This window comes from Nitratireductor pacificus pht-3B (assembly GCF_000300335.1).
In the GTDB taxonomy this organism is placed as follows: Bacteria; Pseudomonadota; Alphaproteobacteria; order Rhizobiales; family Rhizobiaceae; genus Nitratireductor; species Nitratireductor pacificus.
In genome coordinates, this window is the sequence record NZ_AMRM01000012.1 from 75867 (window position 1) to 99948 (window position 24082).

Annotated in this window: 18 protein-coding genes; 9 read left to right on the forward strand and 9 right to left on the reverse strand. The window is 64.7% G+C overall.

Going from position 1 to position 24082, the window contains the following annotated elements:
- Positions 1-22 precede the first annotated feature (22 nt).
- Entirely contained in the window at positions 23-1600 is a 1578-nt protein-coding gene (locus tag NA2_RS12095) for a bifunctional helix-turn-helix transcriptional regulator/alpha/beta hydrolase (protein ID WP_008597185.1), read from the reverse strand.
- 141 nt (positions 1601-1741) lie between these two features.
- On the opposite strand from NA2_RS12095, the gene NA2_RS12100 reads away from it, so the two are divergent.
- On the forward strand, positions 1742-3142 hold the full coding sequence (locus NA2_RS12100; protein ID WP_008597186.1) for a hypothetical protein: 1401 nt from the start codon (positions 1742-1744) through the stop codon (positions 3140-3142).
- A gap of 19 nt (positions 3143-3161) precedes the next feature.
- On the opposite strand, the gene NA2_RS12105 is transcribed toward NA2_RS12100, so the two are convergent.
- The gene (locus NA2_RS12105; RefSeq protein WP_008597188.1) at positions 3162-4928 is read right to left on the reverse strand and encodes a DUF2194 domain-containing protein; all 1767 of its coding nucleotides are present in this window, start codon (positions 4926-4928) and stop codon (positions 3162-3164) included.
- A gap of 104 nt (positions 4929-5032) precedes the next feature.
- Here NA2_RS12105 and NA2_RS12110 point away from each other — a divergent pair, with 104 nt between their 5' ends.
- From NA2_RS12110 to NA2_RS12120, 3 genes are all read left to right on the forward strand, one after another.
- Positions 5033-6265, forward strand: a complete 1233-nt coding sequence (locus tag NA2_RS12110) for a glycosyltransferase family 4 protein (RefSeq protein ID WP_008597189.1) — start codon at positions 5033-5035, stop codon at positions 6263-6265.
- Between the two features lie 790 nt (positions 6266-7055).
- The gene (locus tag NA2_RS12115; protein ID WP_008597190.1) at positions 7056-8105 is read left to right on the forward strand and encodes an ABC transporter ATP-binding protein; all 1050 of its coding nucleotides are present in this window, start codon (positions 7056-7058) and stop codon (positions 8103-8105) included.
- On the forward strand, positions 8092-9078 hold the full coding sequence (locus NA2_RS12120) for an ABC transporter ATP-binding protein (protein WP_008597192.1): 987 nt from the start codon (positions 8092-8094) through the stop codon (positions 9076-9078). Before NA2_RS12115 ends, NA2_RS12120 begins: the two co-directional genes overlap by 14 nt.
- Before the next feature lie 42 nt (positions 9079-9120).
- On the opposite strand, the gene NA2_RS12125 is transcribed toward NA2_RS12120, so the two are convergent.
- From NA2_RS12125 to NA2_RS12135, 3 genes are read right to left on the reverse strand one after another with little or no spacing between them, the layout of a single operon-like run.
- Positions 9121-10296 carry a mandelate racemase/muconate lactonizing enzyme family protein gene (locus NA2_RS12125; protein WP_008597193.1) on the reverse strand — a complete coding sequence of 392 codons (1176 nt, stop codon included), beginning with the start codon at positions 10294-10296 and terminating at the stop codon, positions 9121-9123.
- 21 nt (positions 10297-10317) lie between these two features.
- Entirely contained in the window at positions 10318-11808 is a 1491-nt protein-coding gene (locus NA2_RS12130) for a M81 family metallopeptidase (protein ID WP_008597194.1), read from the reverse strand.
- A gap of 25 nt (positions 11809-11833) precedes the next feature.
- Positions 11834-12874, reverse strand: coding sequence for a succinylglutamate desuccinylase/aspartoacylase family protein (locus NA2_RS12135; protein ID WP_008597195.1), 1041 nt, complete (start codon positions 12872-12874; stop codon positions 11834-11836).
- A gap of 264 nt (positions 12875-13138) precedes the next feature.
- Here NA2_RS12135 and NA2_RS12140 point away from each other — a divergent pair, with 264 nt between their 5' ends.
- Genes NA2_RS12140 through NA2_RS12150 form a run of 3 tightly spaced genes read left to right on the forward strand, consistent with a single transcriptional unit; the run spans position 13139 to position 15839 of the window.
- A complete protein-coding gene (locus tag NA2_RS12140) occupies positions 13139-14182 on the forward strand; it encodes a mandelate racemase/muconate lactonizing enzyme family protein (protein ID WP_244423637.1) in 1044 nt (347 codons plus the stop codon).
- Between the two features lie 49 nt (positions 14183-14231).
- The gene (locus NA2_RS12145) at positions 14232-14978 is read left to right on the forward strand and encodes an SDR family NAD(P)-dependent oxidoreductase (protein ID WP_008597197.1); all 747 of its coding nucleotides are present in this window, start codon (positions 14232-14234) and stop codon (positions 14976-14978) included.
- Between the two features lie 15 nt (positions 14979-14993).
- Positions 14994-15839 carry a fumarylacetoacetate hydrolase family protein gene (locus tag NA2_RS12150; protein ID WP_008597198.1) on the forward strand — a complete coding sequence of 282 codons (846 nt, stop codon included), beginning with the start codon at positions 14994-14996 and terminating at the stop codon, positions 15837-15839.
- A gap of 51 nt (positions 15840-15890) precedes the next feature.
- On the opposite strand, the gene NA2_RS12155 is transcribed toward NA2_RS12150, so the two are convergent.
- From NA2_RS12155 to NA2_RS12170, 4 genes are all read right to left on the reverse strand, one after another.
- Entirely contained in the window at positions 15891-16625 is a 735-nt protein-coding gene (locus tag NA2_RS12155; RefSeq protein WP_008597200.1) for an SDR family oxidoreductase, read from the reverse strand.
- A 22-nt stretch (positions 16626-16647) separates the two neighbouring features.
- A complete protein-coding gene (locus NA2_RS12160) occupies positions 16648-17487 on the reverse strand; it encodes an ABC transporter permease (protein ID WP_192814181.1) in 840 nt (279 codons plus the stop codon).
- Between the two features lie 64 nt (positions 17488-17551).
- On the reverse strand, positions 17552-18499 hold the full coding sequence (locus NA2_RS12165; protein WP_040677628.1) for an ABC transporter permease: 948 nt from the start codon (positions 18497-18499) through the stop codon (positions 17552-17554).
- Positions 18500-18608: 109 nt separating this feature from the next.
- Positions 18609-20180: an ABC transporter substrate-binding protein gene (locus NA2_RS12170; protein WP_040677630.1), complete on the reverse strand. Its 1572-nt coding sequence runs from the start codon at positions 20178-20180 to the stop codon at positions 18609-18611.
- 148 nt (positions 20181-20328) lie between these two features.
- On the opposite strand from NA2_RS12170, the gene NA2_RS12175 reads away from it, so the two are divergent.
- Positions 20329-21066: a GntR family transcriptional regulator gene (locus NA2_RS12175; RefSeq protein ID WP_008597205.1), complete on the forward strand. Its 738-nt coding sequence runs from the start codon at positions 20329-20331 to the stop codon at positions 21064-21066.
- Between the two features lie 711 nt (positions 21067-21777).
- Positions 21778-24081 (forward strand): Calx-beta domain-containing protein, encoded by a 2304-nt coding sequence (locus NA2_RS12180; RefSeq protein ID WP_008597206.1) that lies wholly within the window; start codon positions 21778-21780, stop codon positions 24079-24081.
- The last annotated feature ends 1 nt before the right edge of the window (position 24082 follow it).

Here is a 24082-nt window from a genome sequence, read left to right on the forward strand (position 1 = left end):
CGAAGCGCCGTGCCCGCGTGGCTCAGGCGAAACGCTCGATGGCCTGCCAGAACTCCCTCGGATGCGATGCCGCGATGAAATGCCCGCCGCCCGGGATGACGATCAGGGAGCGGTTCTCGTCGGCGGCCGCGAAACGCTCGAGCTCGCCCGGCTTGGTCAGAGGATCGTCCTCGCCGTGCACGAACGAGATGGGCTTCCGTGACTTGCGCGCCTCGGCCTCCCACGAATTCATCACGAAGTCGAAATCGTTGCTCATCCCGAACACGGAGTTGCGGTAGAGGTCGGAGAACATTCCATAGGCCTGTTTCCCGGTCGCCTTGCCGTCGAGGACAGCCATGTCGACGTCGCAATTGCCGAACAGGCGGGCGAGGATCTCCCGGCCGGTACGGTGGTCGGCATAGTATTTCTGATACTGCCAGTTGACCAGCTTGAAGGTCAGCCCGTCGCGCGACAGCCGCTTCAGGCTGCCGTAGAACGCGGCGGCGCCGCCGCCATTGGACCCGCTGCCCTGCGTCAGGTTGATGGATTGCAGGATGAGCCGCGAGACGAGGCCCGGATATCTGTTGGCGAAACGGATCGCCAGCACGGCCCCGAGCGACTGACCGAGAATGGCCACCGGACTGCCGTTCCATTCCTCTGCGATGTAACCCGCCAGGTCGGAAAGCGATTCGGAGATCATCCCGCCCTCGGCCGCCAGTTCTCCCGGCGGGCGCGATTCCAGGAAGCCGGACCGGATCGGAACGATCAGCCGCACCCCGGCGGTGTCGAGATAGCGCGAGATGCCGACCAGGGAGATCGGGAACATCATCCCGTGGATCATGATCAGCGGTCGCCCGTCATGGGGGCCGCATTCGTAGACGCGGATCACCCGGCCGTTCGGCAGCCGCTTGACCGTCAACGTGACGTCGTCGCTCAGGTGGCGCGCCGCGAATGTCTCCGCCGGCTCTCCATGCAGCGCCTCGCTGGAACTCACGGAAAGGAGATGGACAAGCTGCGCCACCACAACGCGCACCAGGTCCCTTTGTCCCGAGCAATGAAGCTTGGCGCTCGCGACCTTCAGATGCGCGCGCTTGGTCTCGAACGACACGCCGTCCGTCGTCGCCGCCTCGCGCAGGGCCATGCCGGCCACGAGCTGGAACACGACCCTACGTTCGGCGACGGTGAGGCCGACCCCCGGCCGCATCAGTTCGAGCACCTCGCGGAAAACCGCCTCGCTCACCATGAAACCGCGGGTCCGGCGCTCCGCCTCGCGGTCGAAATGCGACGGCGTGAACGGCAGATAGAACGCGAACCGCTTGCCGTCCGACAGCATATGGAACGCTCCGGCGAGCGCGGAAGTCCCCTTGGCTTCGCGCGCCAGCTCGTTGATGTCGGGGTCTTCCTGCGAATTGGCGACCATCCTGGTCGACTTGCCGATCATGTCGGTGATGCCGCCCCGCAGAAAGTTCCCGGCGAGGTCGTGCTCGGTCCATTTCAGGGGCAGGGAGAATTGTGCCGCGTTGTTGCGCGCCTCGAGCAGGCGAGCCTTCGCCTGCTGCGCCAAGTCGCCCGGAAGCAGCGAGAAGGCAGCGTCGAGTTCCTGGGATAGATTGTCGTCCATATCCTGCGCCCCACCGCTTCCATGAACTGTTTCACACCATTAACCGGTTTCAAATACCCATCTGGGTGATGTAGACGTCGCGCCGCGCCGCTAGCTTCCCGTCGAACTGTCTTTTCGCGCGGGGAATTTGGGGTGCCGCTCATGCATCAGTCTTTTCAGTCGGCCATCATGCGGATAGTGCAGGCGCCCGGGGCGGGAAGGCCTTTCCTGGCGTCGCTGGATGCGGCCGACCGCCGCAACGGCCAGACCATCGTCGTCCACGCAGCGCGTTCGGCCATGTCGAGGGAACAGGCGCGGGAGCTCCGCCGGAAGCTGGGGGCTGTGCCCGGCGGAGCCCGCGTCAGGGTGTGCAGGCATGGCGCGCACAGCCTGAGCCGGGCGAAGAGCCTCGAGGCGTTTCTCCAGCCCTTCGCCCATGACCGGATCGTGTATGACCCGACCGGGGTGTTCGAGCGCGGAACGAGGCTGGTGGCGCTGGCGCGCGCCGTCCGGCGGGTCGGCGGCGACAGCATCAGGCACGTGCTCTGGCACTCCGCCACGGGGTCTCTGCATCTCGTGCTCAATGCGCGGCATCTCCCTGCCTCCGCCCATGACCGGTCGGCGCATCTCGCGCTGGTCGAACGCATCCTGAGGAGCGAGATCCGCAAGATCGAGGCCGCCGGCGACCAGCTGGTGAAGGCGGTCCGGATCGGCCTGCAGCCGCCGCGCCTGCCGGCCACCCCCATCGACGTTCGCTCGGTTCACAGGCCCGACACTCCTTGGACCCGCTTCGGGCGCAGGGCTTACATCGCGTTCATGGCCGCCGGCTTCGGCTTCGGCGCCGCGGCGGCCAGGGCGGATGACACGCAACACCGTGCCGTCTCAGGCTTCAACGGTGAACTCTCCGTCATGGGTGGGGTCCATGACGGAGAGGGTGCGGGCCTGGTCGAAGGCGCGATCGTCGCGCCGCTGGGCGACAGGTTCGGCACGCGCTGGGACGGCGTCGCCGGCACGATAGACGGGCAGTTTGTCGGAGGCGGCGCCGCGCACCTGTTCTGGCGCGATCCGGGCGTCGGACTGGTCGGGCTGGCCGGCGGCTATGTGCGCGCCGACGGCGCGGTGGTCGGCACCGCCCGCGAAGTGGGCATCATCGCCGCCGAAGGCGAGGTCTATTTCAACCAGCTCACGGTCGCGGCCCTCGCCGGCTACCAGTTCTCCGACCATGACGAGGGCTTTGTCGGCCGCCTCGATTTCGAATGGTACCTCACCGACGACCTGATGCTCGTCACCGGCGTGGAGACCAATCCGCAGGTCGACTGGCTGGGCCGCTTCGGCGCGGAATACCGTCCGGGCTTCGATGCCTTGCCGGGCCTGTCGCTGTTCGCCGAAGGCGCCGTCGGAACGAACGACTACAACCGCGCCTTTGCCGGCATCCGGTTCTATTTCGGCCAGTCGGAAACGCTGAAGGAGCGGCACCGCAACGACACGTTCCGCTCCCATCTGTTGCCCACGCGCATGCTGGACGGCCTGCCATCCACGGGGACCGCCGCCTACGGCGAATAGAGTCACATCGCTAAGGCGACTAGATCAGTTCGATCACAGCTTCCGGCGCCGTCGCGCGCAGCGTGTAGACCGCAAATCCGTCGTGCTCGTCCACGTCGATGAGTTCGGCATTCGCCACGCCTGCCGGGTTGATGCGCGTCAGGTCGTTCGAACGGAAGCGGAAATAGGCGCCCTCGCCGGCCTCCACCCGCACATGGTTTTCCCCGAAGCCGACGGCATAGTCCCGTCGCAGGTGTGCCTCGAGCATCGGCACCGCCGACCGCGTATCCATGTAGCGCAGCCAGGGATACGCCTGCCCGACCGATGCGAGCCAGCTGGCGAACCTGCCGAGAAGACCATGCGCGCCGCGCCAGGGCAGCGCTTCCGGATTGCGCCATTGCCCCGCTCCCGGTTCCCGCTCGGGGGTATCGAACACGTCGTCGGGGTGGATGAAATGGGTCCAGACGCCGAATGTCTCGATCTGCGATGCCATCTCGAACCGGCTTTGCGGATGCATCTCCATGCCGCTCGTCGCCCGTGGCACGGCAAAGAGCGTTTCGGCCCAAGGCTCGGGGCCGAATTCGCGGCTTCCCCCGTGCTCGTAGTCGCCATGCCCGTAGGTGCTGCAGATCGCACCGATTTCGGGAAACGCCGCGGCCAGGGCGCGGGCACCCGTTTCGTCGTATTCGTTGTTGGGCGGCGCGTAGGAGAAGGGAAGCCTCTGGCCGGGCCAATCCTGCCAGGCCCCGCGCACCGTCTCGAGCGAAGTGCGCATGGCCTCGGGGGAGTCCCAGTGCTCCACCGTCAGGGAATTGTGGTTGTAGCCGTGAAGGCCAAGCTCGCCGTCCCGGGCCGCCTCCCGGACGGCTGTCCGCTCGAACTGCGGCGGCATCGCCCGCGCGGGAGAGCCTCCATCCCCGGGGTTCGCGCCAGCGTAATCGAGAATCGCGAAATAGGTGTAGGTGATGCCGAAGCGGCGCGCCAGCGCCGTCATGTCGGCATGCCAGACGTCGTAGTAGAACGCCGCCGGCTTCATGCCGGGAAACTCCGAGGCGGCCGGTTCCGGCAGCGTGTCCATGTCGGCAGGCGGAAAGTCGTCCACATGAACCAGCCCGACATTGGCGATCGGCAGCACAGTCCTTTGCTGGACGCAGGCGACCGACTGGACGATCAGTCCCCTCGCCGCCGGCACGGCGAGCACGGCGGTGTTCCAGTAGAGCACGCGGCCTTCCCCGGCCCTTTTCAGCCACGCCAGGGCCCGGCCTTCCCCGTCCGTCGCGACAATGGTTGCCGCCGACTGCGGAAGAAAATCATAGGGCGCGTGGCCGGCCATATCCTCGCCGGACAGGGAAAGTCCGGCGAACCCCGGCATGAGATCGCTCACGAACGACAGGCCCGCGTCTCCGGCCAGGCGGAAACCCGGCCATTGCCGGTCGTCGTCGATGCCGAACAGGTCCGCCAGTTCCCGGTGCCAGCCGCGATAGATCACGGCGATCCCGCCTCCGGCGGCCACATAGGCGCGAATGCGCCCGACCGCGTGCCGGTCCAGCCTGTTCAGGAACTCGGAGCACAGGAGCAGGCAGCTGTAGCGGTCGAGCCGCGGCATCATTTCCGCACCCGCCATGTCCCAGCAGTCGGCGCGAAGCCGCGCGTAGTCGAGCGCCTTCAGCGCGTTGTCGCGCAATCCCGACGCATAGGCATCCGCGCTGTTCGTCAGGAGCAGGATGCGCTGCTCGCGCTCCCTCCTGGCGCCTGTGCGCCATCCGGAAAGCCAGCCGCTGATGCCGTTGCGGGCCGTTGTGAGCATGATGACCTAACCCAGATGGGGGGTGATTTGTCGGGCGGCGCGGTCTACGCGATGGGTAGACGACACTACCGTTCAACCGCTGGGTTCGCTAGGAATTTGATCGCATGGATGGTTCGGTGAGCCGGCACGCTGCCGGTGAAGCAGCACAAGCGGCGTCATTTCGCCGGCCGCTGCGCGTTCTCCTTTGCCCCGACGAGCCCGACTGGGCCTTTCACAACATCGCGCGCAACATCGTCCGCCACGCGCCCGACGGCTTCGAGGTCTCGATCCATTTCATGGGCAAGCCCGGGCAGCGCGATCTGGGGCAACTGATCGAGACGATCATTCTGAACGATGTCGATGTCGTTCACATGTTCTGGCGCGAGGACATGTTCGAGATCCTGCGCCCCCGGATGCTGATCGACATCGCCGGACAGCTGCGCATGCCGGTCGGTGACCTGATCGACCTCGTCGGCGCGCGCGCCCTCACGACCTCGGTCTATGATCATCTGCATGCCTCCGAGGAAAGCATGCACGAACGGGCCGCCGCGTTCCGGCTGATCGATGGCTACACGGTCTGCTCGGGCAAGCTTGAAGCCATCTACGGCGCCCAGCGCCTGTTCCCGCTCCCCGACGCCATCATCCCGGACGGCGTGGACCTCGCCATGTTCGGTCCCGGTGGCGAAACCGGAAGAGCGGGGCCGGAAAAACCGCTGTCCATCGGCTGGGTCGGAAACAGCAACTGGGGCCGCAGCCAGGGCGGCGACCCGAAGGGCTTTCATCGGCTGTTCCAGCCGGCCATCGACCTGTTGAGAAACGCGGGCGTTCCGGTCGAGATCCACCGCGCCGATCCGCAGCTGTCGCGCATACCCTTTGCCGAAATGCCCGCATTCTATCGCCGCATCGACGTGCTGGCCTGCACGGCATCGATGGAAGGCACGCCGAATCCGGTGCTGGAGGCCATGGCATCGGGCGCCGCAGTCGTGTCGACCGACGTCGGCATCGTGCCGGAACTGTTCGGGCCGCTCCAGTCGCGGTACCTGCTGCGGGACGCGACGCCGGAAGCACTGGCCGAGGCGCTCCGGCAGCTTGCCGCCGATCGCGGCCGGCTGCGCGATCTCGCGCGCGAGAACCTCGAAACCATCTCCGCATGGTCGTGGCAGGAAACCGTTCGCGGATGGTGGCCCTTCTTCACTGAAGCCGCCCGCCGGGCCCGGGATCCGCGCCTCGCCGGCCGGCGGCGAGAGGCGCTTCTTCAGGGATGCCACGCCTATTTCAACCATCTCGGCCGGAGCGACAGGGGCGGGCCGGGCGCCTGCTGGAGCCTGCGCCGCGCCCTCGCCTCACTGAAGCGGTAGCGTCGGGCGGCAGATGCAGCCCGCGCGCCGGCAAATCAGCAGGATGCGGCGTCCGCATTCGGGCCGACCCTTACGGGCTTGAACGAACCGGCGAATGGTTGGTGGTGTTTCCAGTCCGAAACAGACTCGCCTCTACAGGGAATTTTGGTGTGTCCGGCGTCAGTGCTGATGGGAACAAATTGGGTTGATCGAGAGCGGAGGTCGAACGAGCCTCTGTGGGGCATCTTGAGCGTGGCTCCAAGAATCCCATCGTCCTAGTGCTTGAGCAACTGGCTACAGCCTTGGAATGCCAGATTCTCGAACCGTTCCGGCTGCCAGTTCAGACTGACGCATGTCGAGTGCCACTGAAGCGAGGACGGCTGAAACGTCGGTTTGACAATGTGAATCGGCACGCAAAGCCGGCCCCAGATTGGAGCCTGTCCTGAATGTAAATACTGATCGGGCTGCGGTTCTGCCAATCTGCCGATGTCTTGATTGTCAAAATGCCAGTGACGACAGTGCCTTCTGCGATGCCATGACGACCACGGCGCTACTCGACTGCCTCGCTCACCATTGCCCTATCCGCGGAACCGGAAGCGACAGCTTCGCTTCAAGACTTGTTCCACGCACGGCTCCGGAACGACAAAGGAGAAAACTTGACCACGGCCGCAGACCCGAATCATACCTGAGAGGCGGGTCAATTCTCGGTGGAAACGCCAAGTCAGTTCTCAATGGCAACCAACACTCGGCACCATCGCGACAAAGTCGCCTTCACTCTTGCAATTATCGTATAATAGTATACGATTTTACCATGCAGACTTCGACCCGCTCCAGAACCGGCACAGCGACAGAGACACCCGACCGGAAAGCCGACGCCACATGCCTGCTGGATGTGCGCGACCTGTGCGTGTCGTTCGGTGACCTGCCCATCGTCAACGGCGTTTCCTTCACCCTGCACGAGGGCGAGGTGGTGGGCATCGTCGGCGAATCGGGCAGCGGCAAGAGCGTCTCTTCTCTCGCCATCATGCGTCTTCTGCCGCGTCAGGCGCGCATCACCGCCTCGCGCCTGGAGTTCATGGGCGAGGATCTGCTTTCCGCCAGCGAGCGCCGCTACGAGGAGTTGCGGGGCGCCGCCATATCCATGATCTTCCAGGAGCCGATGACGGCGCTCAATCCGGTGCTGACGGTCGGCGAGCAGATCGTCGAGACGGTCCGCCGCCACGAAGGCGTCAGCCGGCGCATCGCGCGGCAGCGTGCGCTCGACGCGCTTGGCCGGGTCGGCATTCCCGCAGCGGCCCAGCGCCTCGATGACTATCCGCATCAGATGTCGGGCGGCATGCGCCAGCGCGCGATGATCGCCATGGCGCTCGCCTGCAACCCCCGCGTCCTCATCGCCGACGAACCCACCACGGCCCTCGATGTGACCATCCAGGCGCAGATTCTCGAACTGCTCCAGGACCTGCAGGAGGAGTTCCGGATGGGCACGGTGATGATTACCCACGATCTCGGCGTCGTCTCATCCTTCACCGACCGCGTGATGATCATGTATGCGGGTCAGGTGGTAGAGGATGCACCGGCCCAAAATGTTTTCAGCGGTCCGCGCCATCCCTACACCGAGGGCCTGCTCGCCAGCATCCCCTCGAGCGAGGAAGACACGGAGCGGCTTTACGCCATTCCCGGCACCGTGCCGCCACCCTTCGACCTGCCACCCGGCTGCCGCTTCGAGCCGCGCTGCTCCGACGCCAGGCCGCCCTGCCGGACGGCGCGGCCGAGGCTGATCGCCTGCGGCGAGGATCACATGGCCGCCTGCATCCGCAACACCGGCTACACTTTTCCGGAGGACATGAATGGCGGTCGATAATCCACCCCTGCTGCGCGTCGAGGCCCTGGAGAAACGCTTCGAGACCGGCGGCGGATTGTTTTCGCAGAGCCGCAGCGTGCGGGCAGTCGACGGGGTATCGTTTGCCATCGGAGCCGGTGAAACGCTGGGACTCGTCGGCGAGAGCGGCTGCGGCAAGACCACCGTCGGACGGCTGGTGCTGCGCCTCCTCGAGCCGACGGCCGGCACGGTCGAGTTCGACGGTACGGACCTGCGCACCCTGGATGCTGAACGCATGCGCGCCATGCGCCGCGATCTGCAGATCATCTTTCAGGATCCGCTTGGCGCACTGAACCCGCGCATGAGCGTCGGCGATCTGATCATGGAGCCGCTGGTCATCCATAGGGTCGGCGACGCGGTCGCTCAGCAGAAGCGGCTTGGCGAACTGCTCGAACTGGTCGGGCTTGCCAGCTACCATGCCGGGCGTTTCGCGCATGAGTTCTCGGGCGGCCAGCGGCAGCGCATCTGCATCGCCCGCGCGCTGGCGCTGAACCCGCGCTTCATCGTCTGCGACGAGGCGGCGTCAGCGCTCGACGTATCGATCCAGGCGCAGATCCTGAACCTGCTTCAGGACCTGAAGCAGGAGCTGGGGCTGACCTATCTGTTCATCAGCCACGACCTCGGCGTCATTCGCCACATCTCGGACCGCGTCATGGTGATGTATCTGGGCAAGGTGGTGGAGACGGGCAGCAAGAAGGCGATCTTCGATACGCCGGCCCATCCCTACACCATTGCGCTGCTGCGCTCGGCGCCCTCGCGCAACCGGGGGAAGACGCGCTATTCGGCAATCAAGGGCGATCTCCCCAGCCCGTCCAACCCGCCCGCCGGCTGCCGTTTCCACACACGCTGCCCGATTGCGCGCGACATCTGCAAGACAACGCCGCCGCCGCTCGCATCGGTGGCCGAGGGCGAGCACCAGGCGGCCTGCCATTTCCCGGGCGCCATCGCTGCCTGAAGGTCTGGTGCAGACGGCGGGCCAAGCGCGCGGCAGTTTCCTTCAGAGGGTTGGAGTGGCGTAGAGGACACGCCCTTTCACCCGGATCTCGGTTTCGACGAGATAGGGGACAAGCCGTGCCGGATCGATCTCCATGCCGAGGCCTGGCGCATCCGGCGCCGCGATCAGGCCGTCGCCATCCAGCCGGATATGATTGGCGGTGATCTGTTCCGCCAGTTGCTTCGGCGCCGCCGGATACTCGCAGATATGGCTTTCCGAAAGACCCGCGAAAGGCTGCATCGAGGCGGACAACGCCAGATGCGAGGTAAAGGTGTGGTTCACATAGGTGACGCCGCGCGCCACCGCCATGTCGGCGACCTTCTTGGCCGGACCGATCCCGCCGATGCGGCCGCAATCGATCTGCACGAAGCCGATCCCGCCATAATCGATCAGATGCTGCGCCATATGCACATTATGCGCCGCCTCGCCGCCGGCCACGCGCACCTGTGCGCCGCGCGCGGCCAGCGCCGCATAGGCCTCGAAAGCGCCGGCGTCGAAAGGCTCCTCGAACCACAGCGCCCCGGCGTCGTCGAGCGGCTGCAGCCGGGCCGCCGCCGCATCGATGTCCTCACCGAAGATCTGGCCGACATCCACCATCAGATGAGCGTCCCAGTCGAGCCCCTCTCGCGCTGCGGCGAAGTGGTCGGCATCAGCCGCCACTTCGCCGCGTCCAACCGGGCCCCAACCGAATTTCGCCGCCGAAAACCCGTCCCGCCGCGCCGCCCGCGCCCGTTCGAGCGTGATGTCCGGCGTCTCGCCGAACAGCAGCGAGGCATAGGGTGTCTTGCGAAGCGCCTGGCGATAGCCGAGGAGCCGCCAGACGGGTTCCCCGCGCTTCTTGCCGAGCAGGTCCCACAGAGCCATCTCGATTCCCGAAAGGGTGTGCGGCGCCTGCAGGAGGTCCATGGAATTGTAGCCGACCAGTGCCGAAATGCGCGCGATGTCGGCCGGCGTCTCCAACGTCTGGCCGAGCACCGATTCGCCGACCGGCCGGCACACACCGTGCGACTTCGGGCAGACGAAGGCCGCGATGGACGGCAACGGCGCCGCCTCGCATTCGCCCCAGCCGATGAGCCCGCCGCCGCTGACGCGGACCAGAAGCGCGTCCTGGCTGCCATCCGCCTCATCGGTGATTTCAGGCATGGAGAGATAGAAGAGGTCGACCGCCTCGATTTTCATTCTTTGCGTCCAGTGCTTCTGTCAGTGACGGTGATAAAGGTTTGCCTGCGCAACGAAGCCGTCGATATCGTCCAGAGGGAACATGGGCCGGGCGCAGATGGTATGCCCGAGCTGGCGGATGTCGGCCGAGGTGGCCCCCGGAGCGTCGATGTTGAAGTTCTTCTCCACCCACTGGTCATACATGGCGTATTCGGTGTGCGGCGACTTCACGACGACGAGGTCGAAATCGACCGGGTTCAGGCCGTTGGCGAAATACATGGCGCGGTCGAACAGGCTGACCGAACGGCTCATCACGACGACGGTGACATTGTCGAACGCCAGCACGGCAGTCGGCCCGGCGTCGAGCGCCAGGCGCATCGTCTCCAGCCGGCCGGAGCCGTCGGAGAGGAGCTTGACCTGCGCCTTGACCGGCATCGGCTGGAACCGTTCCGGGTCCATCGCGCCACCGAGCGTGACCTCGATCGTCGCGCCGACGCCGGCGCGGTGCGCCGCTTCGGCCGCTGCCGGGTCGACAATCTGCGCCAGAACGCGCTTCGGATAGCCGGCATCCCTGAGCGCGCGCAGAATGCTGTTGGAATCGCCGGTGGCGCCGGAGGATGTCGCGTCCGCGGCGTCGGTGAAGCAGACGGTCCCTTCGATCGTCCGCGCCTGCGCGATAGCCCGGTCGAGCGCGATCAGCTTGCCCTGCATGCGATGCCGCATCGGCCAGAACTCGGACGCCAGGCGCTCCGCCTCGGCCGCCGCCGTGTCCGGGTCGTCATCGGTGATGACAATCACCTGGCTGCACAGCTCCGGCACGTCGGTGAAGGGATTGCCGATCATGATGCCGGCGGCCAGCGCCCTGCCCTCGCGCTCGAGCCTCTGGCACTCGCGGATGAGGTCGCCATAACAGCCCGTGCGGGTGATCAGTTCGTCGCCGCGCACCAGCGCCGGGATGACGGCCCGCGCGATGGTCGGGCGCCGTCCACCCTGCATCAGGTCGAGAAGCAGGCGCGCCGCCCGCGCGCCCGTATCCGCGAAATCCACATGCGGATAGGTGTGGTAGATCGCCATCGCGTCGGCCTGGCGGATCATCCGGTCCGTCAGGATACCGTGCAGGTCAAGCGAGATGACGATGGGCTTGTCCGGGCCGGCCATCTTGCGGATTTCCGCCAGGAGATGACCCTCCGGGTCGAGCTCTCCATCGGCCCCCATCGCCCCGTGCAGCGACACATAGATGCCGTCCACTTCGTCGATGCGTTCGCCGACGGCTGCAAGCAACTCGCCGGAAAGCCGGCTCCATCCGGCTGCCGAAAGAAGCCCCGCGCTTCCCGCCCGGGCGGCGAATGTCGGGACGATCCCGATCCCCTCAGCGCCCTCGAACACCGACAGCGCCCCGCCGATGGCGGTGTTCTTGCCCCTCTGGCCGAACAGCGCGCCGCCGCGCTCAATTTCGAAATTCTCATACTCCGATGGAACGGGATTGAAGGAGGAGATCTCCTGCATGCATTCCACGATCAGAATGTTTCTCATTGTCGGTCCTTGCTCCGGCTTCAGGTCAGCGATCCGACCAGTCGTCCGCATAGTCTTCCATGACGATGGCCACGGCGTCGCCACGCGCCACGCGTCCCGGCCCTGCGCCGAACCAGACAATGCCATCCTTCGCATAGGTCAGCACAAGCGGTTCGGAATCGACATCCTCGATGAAATGCAGATACCCCGCGACCTGCCCGGCGCGCACCTCCTCGCCGACATAATGGGTCGGCTCGAACAGCCCGGCGCGCGGCGAGAAGACATATGATAGGGGATCGCGCACCATCATGTGCCGGGTCGCTGCCGCCCCATCGCGCTGCGCCGTGTCCGGCTCCCCCTCGATGACGCCCATATGCTTCAGGATGTTGTCGATGCCGCGCCGGCCGATCCGAACGCCCTCGATGTTCACCCGGCCCCAGCCGCCAAGCTCGGTCCCCAGCGAAACGATGCCGCGTCGCTCGACGCAGGAAGTGAAGGTGGAATCCTCGTCGACACCGCCGAAGACGACATTGAACGGCGCGCCGAAGGCGGCAGCGGCGGCAAGCGTCTTCTCGCGGATTTTCGGGTCGGCGACGTGGTGCATGTTGGTCGAGAGCGCCGAATCGAAGGAATGGCCGGCCGTATGCATGTCGACCGAGATATCTGCCATCGGCAGGATCACGCTGTCGAGGAAGTGGGCCAGCATCTGGCTGAACGTTCCCTTCGGATTGCCCGGGAAGCACCGATTGATGTCCCAGCCATCGATCGGCGACAGGCGCGTATCGGACATGATCGCTGGGATGTTGACGGCCGGCATCATGATGACCCGTCCCTGAACCTCCTCCACCTTCAGACTCCTGGCGAGCCGGGAGATGGCGATCGGCCCCTCATACTCGTCGCCGTGAACGCCGCCGGTCAGGAGCACCGTCGGGCCGCTCCCGTTCTTCACGACGACGATCGGAATTTCGACCGTGCCCCAGCCAGAATTGTTGCGCGACAATGGCGCACGCGCATAGCCCGCCTGCCTGCCATTCTTGTCGAAGTCGATGGTGCAGACGATCCGGCTCCGGGCCGCTGTGTCGCTCATGTCATGGTTCCTCTCAGAAGAAGCTTGTTTCGTATGATTGTATACTATATTGATGACTGTCAAGACGCCTCCCGGCGCTCGATCGGCAAATTCTTCCTGGAGTAGACCATGCATTCGCCCACCGACAGGCCTTCCCCCCGGCAGGATCAGGCGGCCCTGTCTCCGCTGCGCATCACCGCGGTCCGTGTCGCGTCACTCCAGGGGGAGAGTCCGCAAGGCGGGTGGAGCAGTGAGATCGCGGCGGAAGATTCCGTACATGCTTTGGTGGCTGTCCATACCGATGCCGGCATTTCGGGGTATGGCAGCGTCTTCACCAATGGCCGCCTTGTCGAGGCCGCCATTGACGTGCTGATGCCGCATCTCATCGGCGCGAACGCGCTGGAGCCGGAGCGCCTTAGCGAAACGCTGCACCAGAACACCTTCTGGATGGGGCGCGGCGGCACGCTGACCCATGCAATCAGCGGCATCGACATCGCCCTCTGGGACATATTGGGCAAGGCCACAGGCCTTTCCGTCGGACGGCTTCTCGGCGGCCGCTACCGCGACCGGGTGCAGCCCTACTGCTCGCTCCTCATGGACGAGCCGGCCCGCATGGGCGACGTGATCGCCCCGCACCGCGACCAGGGATTCCGCGCTTTCAAGATCGGCTGGGGTCCGTTCGGCCGCCGCGATGACCCGAAGCTCGACGAGGCGATCGTCCGCGCGGCCCGCGAGGCTGCCGGCGAAGATGCGCGCCTGTTCGTCGATGCCGGCGCCAGCGACGCCTTTTGGCCGAACGGGCTGAAATGGGCGCTCAACACCGCGCATATGCTGAAGGACTACGGCGTCGGCTGGTTCGAGGAAGCGCTGCGGCCGGACGCGCTCGACGATTTCGTCGCGCTGCGCAAGGCAAGTCCAGTCCCCATCGCCGGCGGTGAAGTGCTGACGCGCCGGCAGTCCTACACACCCTGGCTGGTGCAGGGCGCGCTCGACATCGTGCAGCCGGACGTCACAAAGGTCGGCGGAATCAGCGAGCAGCGGCGCATCGCCTGGATGGCGCAGGAATTCGGCATCCGCTACATCGGCCATGGCTGGAACACCGCCCTTGGCCTGGCCGCAGACCTCCAGCTCGCCTCGGCGATCTTCGATTGCGACCTCGTCGAGTATATCGGCGGCAGCGCCTATGTGGACCGGCTGGCAAGCGAACCCTTCCGGCTCGACGGCGACGGCTTCCTTGCCATCCCCGACCGGCCCGGCCTCGGCATCGATCTCGATCCTGATCACGTTGCCCGTTACGCACCCGGCGCTGCCCGCTTCTTCACCGGCTGAGCAGCGGACCGCGTCCGCCGCGCCCATCAATCACAGACAGGAGAGGACAATGAACGAGATCGATCTCAAGGGCCGCAATGCTGTCGTGACCGGAGGCGCGCAGGGAATCGGGCGCGCCGTCACCGAACGCCTGATCGCCTCGGGCGCAACGGTCTTGATCTGGGACCGCGATGCCGCGCTCGGCGAGGCCGCAGCCGCAGAGCTGGGCGATGCCGCGCATTTCCAGCCCGTCGACCAGACGGATTTCGCAGCGATAGAAGCGGCGGCACGGGATGCGGAGAAGACACTCGGCGGCATCGACATTCTGGTCGCCAATGCCGGCATTGCCGGAGCCAACGCCACGGTGGCTGACTATCCGGTCGACGAATGGCACCGCATCGTCGACATCAACCTCAACGGCGTCTTCCATTGCTGCAAGGCGGTGGTGCCGGGGATGATCGCCCGCAACTATGGGCGCATCGTCAACGTCGCCTCCATCGCGGGCAAGGAGGGCAACCCCAACGCGGCAGCCTATTCGGCCTCCAAGGCCGGCGTCATGGCGCTCACCAAATCGCTCGGCAAGGAGCTGGCGGACCGGAACATCGCGGTCAACTGCGTGACGCCCGCCGCCGCCCGCACCCGGATCTTCGACCAGATGTCGCAGCAGCATATCGACTATATGCTGGCCAAGATCCCACGCGGACGGTTCCTCGAAGTCGGCGAAGCCGCCGCGATGATCGCCTGGTTGGTCAGCGAGGAAAACAGCTTCACCACCGGCGCGGTCTTCGACCTTTCCGGCGGCCGGGCAACTTATTGAACGAAGGGAGATCTCATGAAACTGCTGCGCCTCGGCGAGCCGGGCCTGGAACGCCCGGCCTTGCTTCACAATGACGGGACGCTCCGCGATCTTTCAGGCACGGTCGCCGACATCGCCGGCGCTGCGCTCACGCCGGAGGGGATCGACGCCCTGCGGTCGGTCGATCCGGAGAGCCTGCCCGTCATCGATGGCGCGCGACGCTACGGTCCCTGCGTCGGCCAGGTCGGCAAGTTCATCTGCATCGGCCTGAACTACGCCGATCACGCCGCCGAGGCCGGCCAGCCGGTTCCCGCCGAGCCGGTCATCTTCATGAAGGCGACGAGCGCGATCTGTGGCCCGGACGACACGGTTCTGATCCCGCGCGGATCGGAGAAGACCGACTGGGAGGTCGAACTCGGCGTCGTGATCGGCAAGCCGGGGAAATACATTGCCGAACAGGATGCGCTGTCACACGTTGCCGGCTACTGCGTCGTCAACGACGTTTCCGAGCGCGCATTCCAGCTCGAGCGGGGCGGCACCTGGGACAAGGGCAAGGGCTCCGACACCTTTGGCCCGATCGGCCCGTGGCTCGTAACGACGGACGAGATCGCCGATCCGCAGGATCTTAGCATGTGGCTTGAGGTCGACGGCGAGCGCCTGCAGGACGGCTCGACGCGGACGATGGTCTTCGGCGTCGCCGAGCTGGTCAGCTATGTCAGCCGTTTCATGAGCCTGCAGAGCGGCGACATCATCTCCACCGGCACGCCGCCCGGCGTCGGCATGGGCCAAAAGCCGCCGCGCTATCTGAAACCGGGTCAGACCATGCGCCTCGGCATCGAGGGGCTTGGCGAACAGACACAGGCAGTCGCCGCCGACCTTTGAAACGGCGAACGGGAAAGGGGATCGCCGCCCGACCGGGCGGCGACCTTGACCCTAGATCGACCACCCGCCATCGATGGCATAGGCCTGTCCGGTGGTGTAGGTGGCACCGGCCAGATGCACCGCAAGGGCTGCGATCTCTTCCGGCGTTCCAAGACGCCCCATCGGCTGGCGGGCGATGAAGGCCTGCCGCGCCGCCTCATAGTTGCCCTGGGCGCGCATGCGCTCCTGCAGTGAGGGGCTTTCCACCGTGCCCGGGCAGATCGCATTGCATCGAATGCCGCGTGTCACATAATCGGCTGCAACCGCCTTGGTGAGGCCGATGACCGCCGCCTTGGTGGTGCCGTAGACGAAACGGTTGGCCGCTCCCTTCAGGCTCGACACCACGGACGCCATGTTGATGATGCAGCCATCCCCATGCTCGAGCATGGCGGGCAGGAAGGCGCGGATCGTGCGCACCATTCCCTTCACGTTCAGGTCGAAGGCACGGTCGAGATCGCCATCCGCCATGTCGAGGATCGAGCCCGAATGTACCATCCCCGCGCAGTTGAACAGCACGTCGATGCGACCGGCCTCGCGCGCCGCGCCTGCGACGGACGCATCGTCCAGCACATCGAGACGGCGCGTGGCGATGCCGCCTTCCGCAGCCAGACCGCCGAGCAAGGTTTCGTCGATGTCGGTTGCCGTCACCGAGGCGCCGGCCCGGGCAAAGGCCAGCGCGCTGGCGCGTCCGATCCCCTGTCCGGCGGCGGTGACGAACACACGCTTGCCCTTGAGTGGCTGGTCCATGGTCATGTTCTCCAGAGTCTGTTCAACCTGCACCGCGCTCGGCGGCAAGGCGTGGGTCCGTCACATCCCGCAGGCCGTCGCCCATCAAGTTGAGGCCGAGCACGGCGGCGGCGATGGCGATGCCGGGGAAGAAGGCAATCCAGCTCGCGTCCTGCAGATAGTTGCGCCCCTCTGCGATGATGTTGCCGAGCGAGGGTGCCGGCGGCGGCGGGCCGACCCCGAGGAAGCTCAGGATCGCCTCGGCCAGGATCGATACGGCGAACACGAAGGTGAGCTGCACGATCAGCGGCGACAGCGCGTTGGCCAGGATATAGCGGAAGATGATGCGCGCATGGCCGGCGCCCACCGCCATCGCAGCCTCCACGTAGGGAAGCTCACGGATCACGAGCACGCTGGAGCGCACCACGCGGGCCGTGCGCGGCGTGAAGGTGATGGTGAGCGCGATCACCGCGTTCATCGTCGACGGTCCGAGTGCCGCGGCCAGCGCGATCGCGAGGAGCACGCCGGGAAACGCCATCAGCCCGTCCATGATGCGCATCAGCACATTGTCGAGCCAGCGCACATAGCCTGCCAGCATCCCGAGGAAGACGCCGAGAATGCCGGTCATCACCACGACGGAAATGCCGATGCCGAGCGATACCCGGGTCCCGTGGATGACGCGGCTCATGATGTCACGGCCGAAACCGTCGGTTCCGAACCAGTGCGCCATGGAGGGCGGCGCCAGGAGGCTGCGATAATCGTTCTTGTTGGGATCGTAGGGCGCGATCAGGTCGGCGAAGACGGCCAGCAGCACGATCACGAAGAAAAGGGCGAAGCCGACCTGGAAGGAGCGGTGTCTGGCGAGACGGCGTCCGAACAGCATCCAGCCGCGCCGGCGCGCCCGGGCAATCTCCTGCCGCAGGATTGCGGCGTTGTCGGCATTTGCTTCAACGGCCATCACGCACTCTCGGATCAAGCCAACCATAGGCGAGGTCGACCAGGATATTGACGAAGACGAATGTGGCGGCGGTGATCAGCAGGCCACCCTGGATGATCGGGTAGTCGCGGCGCTGGATCGCGCCGATGATCAGGCGCCCGACGCCCGGCAGCGAAAAGACGGATTCGATGACCACCGCCCCGCCGAGAAGCACACCGGTCATCACCCCCACCACCGTGACGATGGGCACCAGCGCATTGCGCAGCGCATGCTTGAAGATGACCGTATGGCGGCGCATGCCCTTGGCGCGCGCGGTGCGGATATAGTCCTGGCTCATCACTTCGAGCATCGACGAGCGGGTCATTCGAGCCACGACACCCATCTGGGTGATGGCCAGCGCCAGCGCCGGCAGCGTCATCGAGCGCGCCCAGCCGATCAGGCTCTCGCTGGCCGGCACATAGCCGCCCGTCGGCAGCCAGCCGAGTCCGACGGCAAAGACGGAGATCAGGATCAGTGCGAACCAGAAGTCGGGGATCGACAGTCCGAACAGGGCGATCGACATCGATCCCTGGTCGAGCCAGCTGTCATGCTTGATCGCCGCCAGGATGCCCAGCAGAACGCCGAGCATCACCGCGAGCACGAGCGCGATCGCCGCCAGCGACAGCGTGATCGGCAGCCTTTCGAGAACCGCTTCGGTGACGGATTTGTTGAGCAGGTAGGATTGGCCGAGATCTCCCTGCAGCAGCCGCCCGTACCAGCGCACCGCCTGCTCGACCATGGGCCGGTCCAGGCCAAGCCTCTCACGGATTTCGGCGCGCTGCGCTTCCGTGGAGTCGCTGCCGGCGATCTCCGCCGTGACATCGCCCGGCACGATGGCGATGATGACGAAGCTGACAAGCGAGACGACAAACAGCACCGGCAGAGCGCTCAAGAGACGTCGAGCCAGAAACCCAATCAATATTCATGCTCCGGTAGGGCAGCCCCCGCACGTGCGGCGGGCCGGATTTCAGCCTGCGGGTGGCGATCCGGGGATGGTGCGATGTCCCTCCCCGGATGCTGTGAAGAGCCTACTCTTTTTCGATCCACACGTCATAGACGCGCGGGAAGCGGAACGGCTTGAAACCCTTCACATCGGCGCGGGCAGCCTGCATCAGGCCGGTCTCGCCGACCTTGATGACGCCGAAGAACGCGTAGAGCCGCTTCTGGATCTCGGCGAACACCGCCTTGCGTCCCTCGACGCTGTCCGTCGCGATCAGCTCCTTGTAGAGCGCATCGAGCTGCTCGTCGTTGGCGCGGAAGTGCGGCGCCTCCCCGGTCAGGGTCGAGATCAGGGCAGCCGGTCCGAGATAGGGCTCGATACCCATCATCAGGGTCCAGCCGTTCCAGCCCTGATCCTGCAGGCGGATGTTGAGTGCCGTCGGCCAGTCGACCTGGTTGATGACCGCGTTGATGCCGACCGCCTTCAGCTGCTCTCCGATCACCACGGCGGCCTTGCCATGCTCGGGAATGGTCGAGTCGGTCAGGATGGAGAACGGCTCGTTGTTGTAACCGGCCTCTTTCAGCAGCGCCTTGGCCCGGTCGGCATCGGCGAGATTGTAGTACTCCTTGCCGACATCGCCCGCGTCATAGGTGGAACCTTCGTACATCCAGCCGTGATAGAGCTGGAACAGGCCCTCCGTGGCGATCGCCATGACCTCCTCGTTGTTCAGGGCTACCTGCACCGCTTCGCGGAACTTCGGATTGTCTCCCGGCGCTTCCTTCATGTTGAAGATGAAGGTCAGGAACGCCCACGGCATGTTCTCGTAGATCTCGATGTTCTCGTTCGAGGCCAGGCGGCGCGCCGTCGGCACGGGAAGCTGCTCGAGCAACTGAACCTCGCCGGTTTCCAGCGCGGCAACGGCAGCGCCCGGCTCCGGAATGACCCGGAAGGTGACCGTGTCGAGATAGGCCGTCTTCTTGCCGCCGAATCCGTCGATGCCCTCAAAGGCTTCGTTGGCGCTGTAGTCCTCGAACCGCGCCAGCTTCACATGGCTGTCGGGAACGTACTCGACAAACTTGTACGGACCGGTGCCGATGAATTCGATCTCGTTGGGACCCTTGGATGCTTCCTCGGCCGGAATGATGACGGCCGGCGCACGCGGCGAGGCAAAGGCCTCGAGGAAGGTCGGGGTCGCCTCCTTCAGTGTCAGGGTGACTTCGTTGGGACCGGTGATCTCGATCTTCTCGACCGGCTTCAGCATGCTCTGCGTGGCGCCGTGCTTCACGTAGCGGTCGAGCGACGCTTTCACGTCCTCCGCCGTCATTTCCTTGCCGTTGTGAAACTTGACGCCCTGGCGCAGCGGGATGCGGTACGACTTGCCATCGGCAGAGATCTCGACGGATTCCGCGAGGATCGGGATCGGCTGGATTTTCTCGCTGAAGCCGAACAATGGCTCGTAGATGTTCATCGTGATGTTGCGCGATGCCTGTGAAGAGGTCACCATCGCATCGAGACTGGGCGGGTTCGAGCTCTGTACGACGACCAGGTCTCCACCCGCCGTCTGCGCCAGGGCTGTTGCCGACGACAATCCAAGGAACGCTGCAGCGGCCGCTGCCAGGCACATGTGCCTGGCTCTTCCCAGCCTACCGGTCTTTGCCATTTTTCGTCTCCCTCTGTATGTGATCTTTTAGGCACTCAAGTGCAGACTACAGGCGTTTCCGAGCACAAACGGACATGCTGGACTTTGCACTTATCGTATAATCGTATACGATTTTACCGAGGCGATCAAGAACCGTGAGAACAGGAAAATGTCCATAGACCGCGCCAGCTCCAACAAGGGCAGTTTGCCGAAGCTTCTGCCGCTCGAGGCGAAAACCCTGGTCGACCAGGTTGTCGATGCGATTGTCGAGGCCACCGCCACCGGTGTGTTCCTGCCCGGCGACCGGGTCGTAGAGGCGGAAGTGGCACGCTCGCTGAACGTCAGCCGGGTGCCGGTGCGCGAGGCGCTGCGCCTGCTGGAGAGCCAGGGCATCGTGGTGAGCACGCGCTATCGCGGCATGCGGCTGATGGATGTCAGCATCGACCGGCTGGAGAAGATCCTGAAGGTGCGCACGGCGCTCGAAACGCTGGCGGCCCAGGAAGTTCTCGAGCAGATGCAGAACGACCCCTCAATTGTCGAGCCGCTGGAGGATGTGGTGCGGCAACTGCATGCGGCGATGAAGCAGAAGGATTCCTTCGGTGTCGCCCGTCTCGACACCGAATTCCACCGCACGCTGTGCCGCCTGTCCGGCAATGACGTTCTGCTGCGCATGTGGGAGCCGCTGTCGCGCCAGCTGACGATCATCTTCGGCCTGTCGACCCTGCAGAAAGACCTTCATCTGATCGTCGAGGAGCATGACGAGCTTCTCGCCAAGCTGAAGGCGGGGGATGGAGATCAGTTCATCGAGCTGATGAAGGTGCACATCCTCGACTACTCGCGCGCGCTCGACTACGAGGGCCTGGTGACGGCGCGGCGGAGCGAGCGCGACAAGGCGCTCAAATCCTGATCGCCCGGAACAACGGAAAGCCGCGCCGATCTTGGTTGCTGGCGCCCGGCGCCAATGGCTGCAAGCCCCGTTCGCAGAATACGGAACCCGTTCCGGTCCCGGCAGATGCAATAATTCAGCAGCAACGATGGCGGGCATTCAGCGAGACTTGCCTTTGCCGTAAGCAAACGTTCCGCCGAGCGCGTGACAAGGCCGTGGCTGCCCAAGTCTCGGCCAGTCGCGACCCCTTCAGCATCACCCACAAGTAGCGGGTGGCGGACGGATGATTAATTCGAATGCGGTGAGCAGGCCGGGCATTTATCGGAGCGTTCGATCGTCCGTTCATTCTGTTGTCGAGCTTTCCAGGCGTCCACCAATCGCATCCTGAAATCGGTCTCCCGTCCCGGGGAACCGTGTCGATGGCATGACCCAGTGCAAGCGTCGCAGCATCTATTGCCGCACCGATGGCGGCAAGATCTTCTAAACGCTGAACATCCTCGAAGTCTTGAGCAATCTGTTCATCCTGCGCGATGTGCCCGCGTTCATACGATCCGACAACGGTTCGGAGCTCGTTGCTCATGACTTACCTACTGGACCACTCAGATGGGGGTGATCAGTTTCACACACGATGCACTTCTTACAGAAAGCACTGACCGCTAGATTTCGTCAGAATTAGTCAGAATTGATTGGTGGAATCTGGTGCATGACACTCTGTAATAGAAGAAGGGTTGAATGGATGATCTTCTTCCGAACCGGCAGATTTGGAAGCGATTGAAAGAGTCTTTTAGTCACCGGATGGCAGTCAACCGGCAATGGATGATGTCGAGCGATGGGATCCAAATGGATGCATTCGCACGGCGGGAGAGGAAGCTCACGATGGCCGATTTTACGCTATTGATGTGTGGATTAGGCCTGTTCTTGGGTACAGCCCTGCTCGTTCTTTCGGCCGTGATTCAGCAAGCGGCGTTCGGGACCAAGAGGCCAACTTGGTCTACGCAGTTGTTCGCCGAGAGCCGGTTCATCCTCTTGGGTCTTACGCTTCTGATTGGCCTGCTGGTCTCGCCAGCGACGGCTTTCGCCGCACCGTCTGTCTACTGCCCGACCCTGAACGCCACTGTCGCAAATGGCGGATCGGTGGCCATCGATGTCAGCACATGCGATGGACCGCCAGATGGGGGTATGAGCGGGCCGATCTTGCCAGATGCCCAGCACGGCACGGTGACCATCGGCACCAACAGCGGCGGCACGCAGTTCGTGACCTATGCGCACAGCGGCGATTCGGCGACGAGCGACCAGTTCTTTCTGGAGGACAACGACCTCGGGGTCGTGACGGTCAACATAACCATCGATCCGCCGGCCTCGCCCATCACGGTCTCGCCGGGGACGCTGCCGGCCATGACCGCGGGAACGGCCTTCAGCCAGGCGCTGTCGGCAAGTGGCGGTACGGCGCCTTACACCTACAGCCTGCAGTCGGGATCGTTACCTCTCGGAATCTCCCTAACCTCCGGGGGACTGCTGAGCGGAACGCCAACGCAGCGCGGAGGTTACGCATTTACCGTAAGGGCGATCGACAACATCGGCCAGTTTGTCGACAAGGGCTACACCGGCACGGTGCTGAATCCGACGATCTCCATTTCCCCGACATCGGCGACAGCCATCCAGGGCGTATCGTTCTCGCAGACCATCTTCGCCAGCGGCGGCGTCGGCCCGCACACCTTCTCCGTGGAGAGCGGTCTTGTGCCCGCGGGATTGTCCCTGTCCAACACCGGCCTTTTCAGCGGCACCACCTCCAGCGCGCCCGGATCTTACCCTCTGATGCTGCGGGTCACGGATTCCAGCACCGGACCGGGTGCCTATTTCGAGCTTGAGAGCTTCACTGTGACGGTGGCACCGGCACCGTCCGTGTCCATCAGCGCCAGCCCGGCCTCGGTGAGTGAGGACGGCGCAGCCGATCTGGTTTACACGGTCACGCGCAGCCAGAACCTGTCGTCATCCACGATCGTCAATCTCGGTTACACGGGCAGCGCTGATGCCAGCGACTATACCGGTGCGACCTTGACCGTGACCATTCCGTCCGGCTCGACGAGCGGCATCGTGGTGATAAACCCGTCCGCCGATGTCACCGTGGAGGCGGACGAGACTGTAACCGTTAGCATACAGAGCGGCTCAGGCTATACCATCGGTGCGCCGTCCTCTGCCACAGGCACGATCCTGAACGACGACCTTGGGGTTCTGACGATCAACAATGTCACCTTTTCCGAGGATGACTCCGGAACTCAAGCGATACCGTTCACAATATCGCTCAGCAGTCCCGCCGGACCCGGTGGTGTAACGTTCGACATCGCAACCGCCGACGGCACAGCGACAGCAGGCGAGGACTATCAGGCGAAAAGCATCGTGGGCGCCACCATCGCGCCGGGGGAGAGCACTTATGTCTTCTCTGTTGATGTATACGGCGATACGTCCAACGAACCCAATGAGACGTTTTTCGTCAACATCACCAACGTGACAAACGCTATCACGGGCGATGGCCAGGGCGTGGGCACCATCGTCAACGACGACCTTGCGGGCCCGTCGGTCACTTCCATTTCGCCGAACAATGGTCCGGAGGCAGGCGGCACGTCAGTGACGATCACCGGAACGAACTTCACCGGCGCAACGGCCGTGACCTTTGGCGGCGCGGCGGCTGCGAGTTTCACGGTCAACAGCGGCACGACTATTTCGGCAGTGACGCCGGCCGGGACGGCCGGCGCGGTGGATGTGGCGGTGACGACACCCGGCGGCACGGATACGGAAACAGGTGGCTTCACCTACAATCCGCCCGTTCCTCCTTCCCTGTCGATCAACAACGTCACCTTACCCGAGGGTGACACCGGAACTCTATCAATACCATTTACAGTGACGCTCAGCAGCCCCGCCGGTACCGGCGGGGGGTTTACACGGTCACGCGCAGCCAGAACCTGTCGTCATCCACGATCGTCAATCTCGGTTACACGGGCAGCGCTGATGCCAGCGACTATACCGGTGCGACCTTGAC

Bases quoted from the DNA above. Each gene is read 5' to 3' on its own strand.
- NA2_RS12095 (WP_008597185.1), bottom strand. From the start codon at position 1,600: ATGGACGACAATCTATCCCAGGAACTCGACGCTGCCTTCTCGCTGCTT.
- NA2_RS12100 (WP_008597186.1), top strand. From the start codon at position 1,742: ATGCATCAGTCTTTTCAGTCGGCCATCATGCGGATAGTGCAGGCGCCC.
- NA2_RS12105 (WP_008597188.1), bottom strand. From the start codon at position 4,928: ATGCTCACAACGGCCCGCAACGGCATCAGCGGCTGGCTTTCCGGATGG.
- NA2_RS12110 (WP_008597189.1), top strand. From the start codon at position 5,033: ATGGATGGTTCGGTGAGCCGGCACGCTGCCGGTGAAGCAGCACAAGCG.
- NA2_RS12115 (WP_008597190.1), top strand. From the start codon at position 7,056: ATGCAGACTTCGACCCGCTCCAGAACCGGCACAGCGACAGAGACACCC.
- NA2_RS12120 (WP_008597192.1), top strand. From the start codon at position 8,092: ATGGCGGTCGATAATCCACCCCTGCTGCGCGTCGAGGCCCTGGAGAAA.
- NA2_RS12125 (WP_008597193.1), bottom strand. From the start codon at position 10,296: ATGAAAATCGAGGCGGTCGACCTCTTCTATCTCTCCATGCCTGAAATC.
- NA2_RS12130 (WP_008597194.1), bottom strand. From the start codon at position 11,808: ATGAGAAACATTCTGATCGTGGAATGCATGCAGGAGATCTCCTCCTTC.
- NA2_RS12135 (WP_008597195.1), bottom strand. From the start codon at position 12,874: ATGAGCGACACAGCGGCCCGGAGCCGGATCGTCTGCACCATCGACTTC.
- NA2_RS12145 (WP_008597197.1), top strand. From the start codon at position 14,232: ATGAACGAGATCGATCTCAAGGGCCGCAATGCTGTCGTGACCGGAGGC.
- NA2_RS12150 (WP_008597198.1), top strand. From the start codon at position 14,994: ATGAAACTGCTGCGCCTCGGCGAGCCGGGCCTGGAACGCCCGGCCTTG.
- NA2_RS12155 (WP_008597200.1), bottom strand. From the start codon at position 16,625: ATGGACCAGCCACTCAAGGGCAAGCGTGTGTTCGTCACCGCCGCCGGA.
- NA2_RS12160 (WP_192814181.1), bottom strand. From the start codon at position 17,487: ATGCTGTTCGGACGCCGTCTCGCCAGACACCGCTCCTTCCAGGTCGGC.
- NA2_RS12170 (WP_040677630.1), bottom strand. From the start codon at position 20,180: ATGGCAAAGACCGGTAGGCTGGGAAGAGCCAGGCACATGTGCCTGGCA.
- NA2_RS12175 (WP_008597205.1), top strand. From the start codon at position 20,329: ATGTCCATAGACCGCGCCAGCTCCAACAAGGGCAGTTTGCCGAAGCTT.
- NA2_RS12180 (WP_008597206.1), top strand. From the start codon at position 21,778: ATGGATGATCTTCTTCCGAACCGGCAGATTTGGAAGCGATTGAAAGAG.